Raw genomic sequence first — 10,522 nt, forward strand, 5'->3', positions numbered from 1 at the left:
ATTTCAGTTATGAACAGTCGTGTCTCGAGCGGTCTCACCGCATGCGTCGCCGTCGCCACCGCCGGCGTCATCGCGATCACTCCGGTCGCGTCGTCGGCACCCACGCCGCCGCGCGTGCTCGACGCATCGGCGGCCTTGATGGCCAGCTTCGAGAACATGAATCAAGCGGGGTTGGTCTTCATGGCAGGTCAACGGCTTGCCGACCAGTTCGTCCAAGCGCCGTTCATCCCGCTGGTCCTTGCGGCCCAGCTCGCGGCGGGCGACAACGAGCGGCTGTTCTCCCAGATTCGGCAGATGGTCGATTCACCGGTCTATGTCGCGGATCCGCTCATCGAGGCGATTGCCATCACGTTGCCGGATGAGTTCGGCGGCGGCTCGGACCATGTAACCAACACCGCTGCCGGCGACGGCGCCTTCATGCAGTTCCGCAACAACGAACTCCTGGGCCTCCGCGACGACATCAACGCTCAGTTCGCCCAGGCGCTCGGTGTCGATACCCCGTGGCCCAACGACAATTACGTCGCGGCGCTCGCTCAGGGAGTGCAGGAGTCGGCGGTGCGGAGCGTCAACGGCGTCGTGCTCGGGGCGGCCGGCCTGGTGTCAGTCGCCCAGGCGATGGCATCCGGCGACAACCTTGCGGTCTACCAGGCGGTGAAGGAATACATCGACGCCCCGATGTGGGCCGCGGATCCGGCCATCGAGGGGCTTGCCGAAGCGCTCCCCGAATCCCTCGGTGGCGGCACCAATCACAGCCCGACCGACCCGACCGGCGATGGCGCCCTCATGCAGTTCCGCAACAAGCAACTGATCGGTGCACGCGATTCCGTGCGCATCGCCGCCGCCAACGTGCTCGGCGTTCGCGACAAGGTGGACAGCACCGGCAACGTGATCACCAACAGCCTCAACCGCGCGCAGCTGTCGGCCGGCGGCGATGAGCCAGGCGCCGACGCGCCGAAGGTGAACAAGCTCAAGCCCCATGTCACCAACCTCAACGCCCAGTTGAGCGATGCCAACGACAAGGCCGAGAAGCGGCGGGGCAAGGCCAAGGCGAACGTGGACAAGGTCGTGAAGAAGGTGCGGGAAGCGGCCGACAAGACGGCCAAGAAGCTCAGCCCGAAGAAGTCGGACTCGGACGACTGAGCCACGAGCAGCACAGCGGGCGACGACTGGGGGGTCGCCGTCCGCTGTGTCGCTCCTCGAGGGTGCGCGCGCGGCCCGCACTTGACAGGTGTCAACCCCGGTGCGACGTGCGTCACAAACGGTGATTAACATAGGCGCTATGACAGCGACGCCAGATGTAGCTCTGACCGGAGAGTTCACAGGTTCCGGCACCATCCACAACCCCGCGACCGGCGCCGTCGCCGGCCAGGTGACCTGGACCGCCGCCACCGACGTGCCGCGTATCGCGGCCGGCCTGCGCGAAGCGCAGAAGGAATGGGAGGCCCGCGGCGCCAAAGGCCGCGCCAAGGTCCTGTCCCGCTACGCGGTGTGGCTGGGGGACCACCGCGAGGAGATCGAGAAGCTCCTGATCGCCGAGACCGGCAAGTCGGCCATGGACGCCGCGCAGGAGGTCCCGCTGCTGATCATGATCCTGTCGTACTACATCAAGGTGGTCGAGAAGGCGATGGCGCCGGATTCCCGTCCGGCCCCGCTGCCCTTCCTGTCCATCAAGAAGATCGCTGTGCATTACCGGCCGCGTCCCGTCATCGGGATCATCGCGCCGTGGAACTACCCCGTGGCCAACGCCATGATGGACGCCATCGGCGCCCTGGCCGCCGGATGCGCGGTGCTGCTCAAGCCCTCCGAGCGCACCCCGCTGACCGCCGAGGTGCTGCTGCGCGGCTGGCTGGATTCCGGTGCCCCCGAGGTGTTCGCGCTGGCGCAGGGTGCGCGTGCGGTGTCCGAGGCCGTCATCGACAACTCTGACTACATCCAGTTCACCGGGTCCAGTGCCACGGGCGCCAAGGTGATGGAGCGCGCGGCCCGCCGCCTCACCCCGGTGAGCCTGGAGCTCGGCGGCAAGGATCCGCTGATCGTGCTGGAAGACGCCGACGTCGAGCTGGCCGCCAATGCCGCGGTGTGGGGCGCGATGTTCAACGCCGGCCAGACCTGTGTGTCCGTCGAGCGGGTCTACGCGCTTGAGCCCGTCTACGACCAGTTCGTGGCGGCCACCGTGCGTGCCGTGGAGAACCTCAAGATGGGCACCGGCGAGGGCTACCACTTCGGCTCTCAGATCGACGAGAGCCAGGTGGCGATCACCGAACGCCACGTCAACGAGGCCGTCGCCGCCGGCGCCAAGGCGCTGACCGGAGGCAAGCGCCCCGAAGGTGGGGGCAGCTTCTTCGAGCCGACCGTGCTTGTCGACGTCGACCACTCGATGGCCTGCATGAGCGAGGAAACCTTCGGGCCGACGCTGCCGATCATGAAGGTCTCCTCGGTCGAGGAGGCCGTCCGGCTGGCCAACGACAGTCCGTACGGGCTGAGCGCATCGGTGTTCTCCAAGGACGTCGAGCGGGCCAAAACGATTGCACTGCAGCTCGATTGCGGCGCGGTCAACATCAATGACGTGATCTCCAACTTGATGTGCACCACCGCCCCGATGGGCGGCTGGAAGACCTCGGGCATCGGCGCGCGCTTCGGCGGGGTCGACGGGGTCCGCAAGTTCTGCAAGCAGGAGACCGTGGTGGTGCCGCGCACCAACGTCGGCGCCGGCGGCAGCTACTACAACAACTCGGAGAAGGCACTGGCCCGGATGAACAAGCTGATGACCAAGCTTGCGCTGTCGCGTCCGCGCCGTAAGTCCAAGTAACGACGTACCGCCCGTTCACTCCGGCGACACCTTCGTGTTCGCCGGAGTGGATACCGTCGTCCGGTGACTCTGGACATCACCGGCTACGCGGTCCGTGACGACGACGATGACGACCCCGTGCTGCTGCTGGAACCCAGCGGCGAGGTCATCGACACCTGGCGGGAGAACTACCCGTACTCCGACCGCATGTCGCGCCAGGAGTACGAGGAGCAGAAGCGGCTGCTGCAGATCGAACTGCTGAAGCTGCAGAAGTGGAGCCAGGGCAACGGGCTGCGGCATGTCATCGTCTTCGAGGGACGTGACGCGGCCGGTAAAGGCGGCACCATCAAGCGGTTCACGGAGCACCTGAACCCCCGCGGGGCCCGCGTCGTCGCGCTGGAGAAACCCACCGAAAAAGAACGCACCCAGTGGTATTTCCAGCGCTACGTACAGCACCTGCCTGCCGCCGGTGAGATCGTCCTGTTCGACCGCTCCTGGTACAACCGCGCCGGGGTGGAGCGGGTGATGGGCTACTGCTCGCCCAAGCAGCATGCCGAGTTCATCCGGCAGGCCCCGTTGTTCGAGCAGATGCTGGTCAACGACGGCATCAGCCTCACCAAGCTGTGGTTCTCCGTCACGCAATCCGAGCAGCGCACCCGGTTCACCATCCGCCAGGTCGACCCGGTGCGCCAGTGGAAACTCTCACCCACCGACCTCGCGTCGCTGGACAAATGGGAGGACTACACCGCGGCCAAGGAAGACATGTTCGCCTGGACCGACACCGAAATGGCGCCCTGGACCGTGGTCAAGAGCAATGACAAGAAACGCGCCCGCATCAACGCCATGCGCTACGTGCTCGGTAAGTTCGACTACGACAACAAGGATTTTGAGGTGGTCGGCCACGCCGATCCACTGATCGTGGGGCGTGCCCTGTCGGACTGAACAGTCTGGCCGCCGCCCGGGAACTAGGAGGACGGCGTGCGCTTCGTCATGACGCTGTTCCTGTGGGTGCTGACGACGGTCCTGCTCGCCGCCGCGGTGCCGTCCGCGTGGGTGCAGAAGAACATCATCGACCAGCAGGGCTACTCGTCCTTCGCCGCGGGTGCGGCTGCCGACCCGCAGTTGCAGCAGGCGGTCGCCGGTGAGCTCACCACCCAGGTGCAGTCCCTGGCGGCGCAGAACGGGGGCCAGGTCGACGCGCGGCGGATCCGCGCTGTGGCAGGTGCCTACACCGCAGGGCCCGACTTTCCCGGGCAGTTCGCGCTGGCCAATCAACTTGCGCACACCTGGCTGTTCACCGACCGGTTGTCGCGGAACGAGAACGGCAGTTGGGTGATCGATGTGGCCCCGATGCTCTCGGATGCCTCATTCCACGAAACCCTGTCCGGTTTCGGTATCGAAGTGCCGCAAACACTTACGGTCCCCATCGCCTCGTCGGCGCCGGACAGTTTGCGCCCAGGGATCCTGCGGCCGCTGGCTGTGTGGGGCCCGTGGGTCAGCGTCGGCGTGACGGTGTTGGCCGGCATCTTCGCCCTGCTGACTCTGGCCGCCGCCCGCGCTCGCGGTAAAACCCTTGCTGCACTGGGTATCTCCGCTCTGCTGGTGGGTGCGGCTGGTTGGGCCGGGCTGGAGGCGGGCCGACGCTACCTCAACGAGGCCCTCAACCACACCAGCGGCGACATCCGCCAGATTGCCGACGCCATGGTCGGCCATGCGATCAGCAGCCTGCACCAATGGCTCAACCTCGCCCTGGCCGCCGGCGGGGGACTGGTGGTGTTTGGCATCATCGTGGCGCTGCTGGGCGGGCTGCGGCGTCGGCCGAATTGACTGTTGGCCGCGCCGGTTTCTACCCCGCGGTCGTTCCCGGGCGCTCGTGAGGACCGTGGTGTAGAAACGGCGGCCGAAACCTGCCAACTTTCCGCTAGGCGCGGTCTCCGAGCGTCTGCCACAGGAACTCGTAGGTCAGCGCTGCCTTGAACGCGGACTGCTTGTTGTCCGCGGCGCCACCGTGGCCACCTTCGATGTTCTCGTAGTACAGCACCCGGTGTCCGGCCGCCGCCAGCGCGGCCGTCATCTTCCTGGCGTGACCGGGATGCACCCGGTCGTCGCGGGTCGACGTGGTGATCAGGATCGGCGGGTACGTCGCCGAGGTCGAAATATTCTGGTACGGCGAGTATTTCGACATGAATTCCCAATCCGCCGGATCGTCGGGATTGCCATACTCGGCCACCCACGATGCACCCGCCAACAACAGGTGGAAGCGCTTCATGTCCAGTAGCGGGACACTGCACACCAACGCCCCGAACAACTCGGGGTAATGGGTCAGAATGACGCCCATCAACAGCCCGCCGTTGCTGCCGCCGGAAGCGCCGAGTTGCTCGACCGTGGTGATGCCGCGGCGCACCAGATCGGCTGCTACCGCGGCGAAATCCTCGTACACCACATGGCGGTTCTCTCGCATGGCCTGCTTGTGCCAGACCGGACCGTACTCGCCGCCACCGCGGATGTTGGCCTGCACGTAGGTGCCGCCGCGTTCCAGCCAGGCACGCCCGGCGCCACCGATGTAGCCCGGCGTCAACGAATTCTGGAATCCGCCGTAGCCGTAGAGATGAGTCGGGCTCGGTTCGTCGCGGCGTCCGACCACGAAGTACGGGACCTTCGTGCCGTCCTTGGAGGTCGCGAAGTACTGTTCCACGCCGATGCCGGTCGCGTCATAGAACGCCGGCGCGGACTTGACCTGAACCAGCGGGCCGCCGGCGGTGCCGTACAGCAGCCGCGACGGGGTGGTGAATCCGCTTGAGTTGTAGAAGACCTCGTCACCTAGGTAATCGATGTCGACAACGATGGTGTCCGCGGCCGGCGGGATGTCCGGAGCGTCCCTGCGTTCCCACGTCCCGGGCGTGACGACCTCGACGTGGCTGGCGACATCGCGCAGCGTGATGAGGATCAGCTTCTCTTTGGTCCACTGCACACTGGACAGGCAGCTGTGCTCGTCCGGCTCGTAGATCATCGTGAGATCGGCGGTGCCGGAAAGGAAATCGTCGAACTTGGCACCCAGCAGCGCACCGGCCGGGTAGGTGACGCCGCCCACCTGCCAGTCGGTGCGCAACGAGATCAGCAACCACTCCCGGTGCAGCGACAGCGACGAGTCGGTCGGCACCTTGATCTCGATGAGCTCGCCGTCGCGCACCTCGTAGCGGATGCGGTGGTAGAAGTCGGTGTAACGACCCAGCCGGGTGTGCTCGAAGCCCGGGGTCCGGTCGATCGAGGCGATCACCCGGACATCGGTCGGCTCGGCCTCGTACACCGTCTCGGCCTCGGTCAACAGCTGGCCACGGCGCCAGCGCTTGGCGATCCGCGGATAACCCGATTCGGTCATCGAGCCCTCGCCGAAGTCGGTGCACACCAGCAGGGTGTCCTCGTCCTCCCAGGACACCGAGGACTTGGCCTCGGCCAGCTCGAACCCGCCGGAAACGAATTCCCTTGTTCGCATATCGAACTCACGCACCACGGTGGCGTCTGCGCCGCCTCGGGACAGGCTGATCATGGCCAATGTGTGATCCGGCTCGATCACCTCGGGTCCGGCCCACACCCAGTTCTCGTCCTCGGCCCGGGCCAGCTCATCCAGATCGAGGATCACGTCCCAGTCGGGTTCATTGGTGCGGTAGCTCTCCAGCGTGGTGCGCCGCCACAGGCCGCGCGGGTTCGCCTCGTCGCGCCAGAAGTTGTACAGATACTCGCCACGGCGGCCCGGATACGGGATACGCGCGTCGGTGTCGAGGATCTCCAACACGTCGGAGCGCATCGTCTCGAAACGCTCACCGCTCAACTGGGCGATCGTCGGCTCGTTGTGCGCCCGCACCCACGCCAACGCGTCGTCGCCGGTGATGTCCTCAAGCCAGAGATAAGGGTCCGCTGCCACCCGTCCATTGTGACTGCGCGCGTACTGTGAGCTGAACAACACCACTGCCCGGTGGAAGCGAGGACGTGATGAATCGAGCACCGGCGCGGGCCCTGATCACCGCGGCCGCCGCCGATCTGCTGGCGCGACTTCAGGGGCGCCACGGCGCGTTGATGTTCCACCAGTCCGGCGGATGCTGCGACGGCTCGTCGCCGATGTGTTACCCCGACGGCGAGTTCATCGTCGGGGACCGCGACATCGTGCTGGCGGTGCTGGATGTGGGCAGCGGCGTGCCGGTATGGATCTCCGGCCCGCAGTTCGAGGCGTGGAAGCACACCCAGCTGGTGATCGACGTCGTCCCCGGCCGAGGCGGCGGGTTCAGCCTGGAAGCGCCCGAGGGCATGCGGTTCCTGTCCCGTGGCCGGGCCTTCACCGACGAGGAGAACGCGCTGCTGGCCGCGCAGTCCCCGGTGACGGGCGCGCAGTACAGCGCCGGCGCCCGTCCACCCGACAACGGCAGCCACCTCGTCGACGAAGCCGCCGACGCCTGCCCGGTACCCGGAGGACGCGCCGCACAGATGTAGCGGGTCGTACGGGTCGCGGCGTTATCGTCGAAGAGTGATTCCGCTGCCACGGGCGTGGCTGCTGACCGGTGCAATGTCGGTCGGCGTAGCGGTCGGGCTGCTGGCAGGGATCGCCACGACATTGCTGGTGACAGTCCCCGTCCGGCCCGATGTGGTGATCGCCCTGGTCCTCGGAGTGCCCGGTGTCCTCGGGACGCTCCTGGTCGTCCTCTCGGGGCGGCGCTGGGTTACCACGCTCGGGGCCTTCGCCCTGGCCATCGCGCCCGGCTGGTTCGGGGCGCTGGCGATCATCCAGGTGGCATCCCATGGCTGAGGACGTCGACACCTCCACCGCGGACTTCGCCCCACTGTTCGACACCGGCGAAAATGAGCTCGTTACCGACGAGTCGTCGGCCGGCCTGACGCCCGCGGAAGACATGACGCCGGACCAGGCGGGATCCGACGACGCACCGTCGGCGCCGCTGCCCGCGCCGGCCCCGTCCGTTGTGGTCGAGGGGTCCTATCTGTCGGTGAAGTGGTGGACGTTGGTGAGCCTGCTGGCCGGGGTGTGGTTCGTCTCCGCCGCCGCAGGCGCGGGCCTGTACTACTACTGGTATCAGTCGGTTGACAAGACCTGGCCGGTGTTCGTCGCGCTCGCCTATGTCGTCGCCACCACGGTCGGTGCTGTGCTGGCATCGACGGCGCAGCGGAAACCGGTGGTATCGGCCCTGGCTATCGCGCTGATGTCGGCGCCCCTGGCGGCGATGGCCGCTGCGGCGGTTTTCTACGGCGCCTACGTGTTCGGCTGGATCGCCCGGTAGGACCATAGCGCCGCCCACTAGGGTGGGGTCGTGACCCACTTTGACGTCGTCGTTCTCGGAGCTGGTCCCGGTGGATACGTCGCGGCCATCCGTGCCGCCCAACTGGGGCTGAACACCGCAATTGTCGAGCCCAAGTACTGGGGCGGCGTGTGCCTCAATGTCGGGTGTATCCCGTCCAAGGCCTTGCTGCGCAACGCGGAACTGGCACACATCTTCAATAAGGAAGCCAAGACCTTCGGCATCAGCGGGGAGGCCACCTTCGATTACGGTGCCGCTTTCGACCGCAGCCGCAAGGTCGCCGATGGCCGCGTCGCCGGCGTGCACTTCCTGATGAAGAAGAACAAGATCACCGAGGTCCACGGCTACGGCACCTTCACCGGGCCCAAGTCGATGTCGGTGAAGCTCAACGAGGGCGGCACCGAAGAGCTCACGTTCGACAACGCGATCATCGCGACCGGCTCGTCGACCCGACTGGTGCCCGGTACCTCGTTGTCCGACAACGTCGTCACCTACGAAACCCAGATCCTCTCGCGCGAGCTGCCGGGGTCGATCATCATCGCCGGCGCCGGTGCCATCGGCATGGAATTCGCCTACGTGCTCAAGAACTACGGCGTCGACGTCACCATCGTCGAGTTCCTGCCGCGCGCGCTGCCCAACGAGGATGCCGAGGTCTCCAAGGAGATCGAGAAGCAGTACAAGAAGCTGGGCGTGAAGATCCTCACCGGCACCAAGGTCGAGGGCATCTCAGATGATGGGTCGACGGTCAAGGTCACCGTCAGCAAGGACGGCAAGACCGAGGAGCTCAAGGCCGACAAGGTGCTGCAGGCCATCGGCTTCGCCCCCAACGTCGAAGGCTTCGGCCTGGAGGCGGCTGGGGTGGCGCTGACCGACCGCAAGGCCATCGGCATCGACGACTACATGCGCACCAATGTGGCGAACATCTACTCGATCGGCGATGTCACCGGCAAGCTGCAGCTGGCCCACGTTGCCGAGGCACAGGGTGTGGTGGCCGCTGAAACCATCGCCGGCGCAGAGACTCTGGCGCTGGGCGACTACCGGATGATGCCGCGCGCCACGTTCTGCCAGCCGCAGGTGGCCAGCTTCGGGCTCACCGAGGAGCAGGCCAAGGCGGAGGGGTACGACGTCGTCGTCGCCAAGTTCCCGTTCACCGCCAACGGCAAGGCGCACGGTTTGGCCGACCCGACCGGTTTCGTGAAGCTGATCGCCGACAAGAAGCACCTCGAGCTGATCGGCGGACACCTGATCGGGCCTGACGTCTCCGAACTGCTGCCGGAGCTGACCCTGGCGCAGAAGTGGGACCTGACCGCCAACGAGCTGGCCCGCAACGTGCACACCCACCCGACCCTGTCGGAGGCGCTGCAGGAGTGCTTCCACGGGCTGACCGGCCACATGATCAACTTTTGAGAAACGAAATCGTCGCCGGCATAGCCGGTTTGGTGGTCGGCCACATTGTGTGGCTGGCCGCCATCACATTGGCGACCGAGGGCTCCAGCGTCAACGTCTGGGTGCTGTTGGTCGCGGCCCTGTCCTTCATCGGCGGGGCCGCGGGGATCTACTTCGGCCGGCGTAAGTACGAGCAGAAATCCCACACGTGGGCGGCGTTCCTGTGGACCCTGCCGGTGTCCCCGGTGCTGTTCTCGCTGGTGCTGCTCGGGGTGACCTACCTGTAGGCGTGCAGCCCTGCGATTTGGGTGCGCCGGTTTCTACACCTCGCTGTTGCTTGCGACTTTGCACAACCCAGAGGTGGAAAACGGTGACGGCCCGGCCCGGGGTTGGGCCGCCGCTCAGTCCGGGAAGTCCAGCGGGATCCGCAGCGTCGTCATCGTGGCAGCCAGACCATCGTATTGGCTTGCCAGCATGCAGAATTCGATGATTTGCTGCTTGGTGAGCAGGGTGGACAGCGCCGCCCAGGTTTCCGCCGAGACGGACCGGGTGACGATGAACTCGTCGGTCGCGGTGATCAACACCCGCTGCCGGTCGGTGAGTCCCTCGGCATCGGGACCCTCGAAGATCCTGGCCTGGGTATCGGCGTCGACGCCGCGGCTACGGGCCAGCCGGCGGTGCTGCTGCAGTTCGTATTCACAATCACGCAGATGGCCCACCCGAAGGATGACCAGCTCGGCATCCTGACGCGGCAACTTGCCCAGGGGGCCGAGCAGCAGGCCGGAATACGGCAGCCAGGCCAGGAACAGCAGCTTGTGCTGGCCCAGCACGTTCATCAGGGTGAATCGGGGCGCACGGATGGCGCGGGCGCCCAGCTTGGCGATGGCCCAGTTGACCGGGCCCAGCTCGCGGAATCCGCCCGGCGCGATGCGGGCCGGCTCGAGTGCACTCACCCAGCCGAGTCTGGCACAGGTGCGGTCGGTGAGAACGTCCAGCCGCCGGCCCGATCGCGCGTCGTTCTCTACGCCTGGGCTGTAGATCGTCT

The 10,522-nt window shown here is 66.4% G+C and carries 11 protein-coding genes; 9 read left to right on the forward strand and 2 right to left on the reverse strand.

The features are described 5' to 3' along the window. The first annotated feature begins 9 nt into the window (after positions 1–9). The 4 genes from HBE63_RS30370 to HBE63_RS30385 all read left to right on the forward strand — a co-directional run bounded on the left by HBE63_RS30370 (position 10) and on the right by HBE63_RS30385 (position 4,615). A complete protein-coding gene (locus HBE63_RS30370) occupies positions 10–1,140 on the forward strand; it encodes a hypothetical protein (RefSeq protein ID WP_166908911.1) in 1,131 nt (376 codons plus the stop codon). A 139-nt stretch (positions 1,141–1,279) separates the two neighbouring features. Continuing rightward, positions 1,280–2,809 (forward strand): aldehyde dehydrogenase family protein, encoded by a 1,530-nt coding sequence (locus HBE63_RS30375; RefSeq protein ID WP_166908913.1) that lies wholly within the window; start codon positions 1,280–1,282, stop codon positions 2,807–2,809. Between the two features lie 63 nt (positions 2,810–2,872). Continuing rightward, positions 2,873–3,730 (forward strand): polyphosphate kinase 2, encoded by an 858-nt coding sequence (gene ppk2, locus HBE63_RS30380; protein WP_166908915.1) that lies wholly within the window; start codon positions 2,873–2,875, stop codon positions 3,728–3,730. 36 nt (positions 3,731–3,766) lie between these two features. Continuing rightward, a complete protein-coding gene (locus HBE63_RS30385) occupies positions 3,767–4,615 on the forward strand; it encodes a hypothetical protein (RefSeq protein ID WP_166908917.1) in 849 nt (282 codons plus the stop codon). Positions 4,616–4,709: 94 nt separating this feature from the next. Here HBE63_RS30385 and HBE63_RS30390 read toward each other — a convergent pair whose 3' ends face one another. Then, a complete protein-coding gene (locus HBE63_RS30390) occupies positions 4,710–6,710 on the reverse strand; it encodes a prolyl oligopeptidase family protein (RefSeq protein ID WP_243858382.1) in 2,001 nt (666 codons plus the stop codon). A gap of 68 nt (positions 6,711–6,778) precedes the next feature. On the opposite strand from HBE63_RS30390, the gene HBE63_RS30395 reads away from it, so the two are divergent. Genes HBE63_RS30395 through HBE63_RS30415 form a run of 5 tightly spaced genes read left to right on the forward strand, consistent with a single transcriptional unit; the run spans position 6,779 to position 9,764 of the window. Continuing rightward, positions 6,779–7,273 carry a DUF779 domain-containing protein gene (locus HBE63_RS30395; RefSeq protein WP_166908919.1) on the forward strand — a complete coding sequence of 165 codons (495 nt, stop codon included), beginning with the start codon at positions 6,779–6,781 and terminating at the stop codon, positions 7,271–7,273. A 34-nt stretch (positions 7,274–7,307) separates the two neighbouring features. Then, on the forward strand, positions 7,308–7,586 hold the full coding sequence (locus tag HBE63_RS30400; RefSeq protein ID WP_166908921.1) for a putative holin: 279 nt from the start codon (positions 7,308–7,310) through the stop codon (positions 7,584–7,586). After that, positions 7,579–8,073, forward strand: coding sequence for a hypothetical protein (locus HBE63_RS30405; protein WP_166908923.1), 495 nt, complete (start codon positions 7,579–7,581; stop codon positions 8,071–8,073). Before HBE63_RS30400 ends, HBE63_RS30405 begins: the two co-directional genes overlap by 8 nt. A 30-nt stretch (positions 8,074–8,103) precedes the next feature. Then, positions 8,104–9,498, forward strand: coding sequence for a dihydrolipoyl dehydrogenase (lpdA, locus tag HBE63_RS30410; protein ID WP_166908925.1), 1,395 nt, complete (start codon positions 8,104–8,106; stop codon positions 9,496–9,498). Further along, positions 9,495–9,764 carry a hypothetical protein gene (locus HBE63_RS30415; protein ID WP_166908926.1) on the forward strand — a complete coding sequence of 90 codons (270 nt, stop codon included), beginning with the start codon at positions 9,495–9,497 and terminating at the stop codon, positions 9,762–9,764. Before lpdA ends, HBE63_RS30415 begins: the two co-directional genes overlap by 4 nt. Positions 9,765–9,878: 114 nt before the next feature. Here the strand turns inward: HBE63_RS30415 and HBE63_RS30420 are convergent, their stop codons facing one another. Further along, complete coding sequence (locus HBE63_RS30420) at positions 9,879–10,430, reverse strand: carboxymuconolactone decarboxylase family protein (RefSeq protein ID WP_166908928.1); 552 nt, start codon at positions 10,428–10,430, stop codon at positions 9,879–9,881. Positions 10,431–10,522: the final 92 nt, after the last annotated feature.

Source organism: Mycobacterium sp. DL440, assembly GCF_011745145.1.
GTDB lineage: Bacteria > Actinomycetota > Actinomycetes > Mycobacteriales > Mycobacteriaceae > Mycobacterium.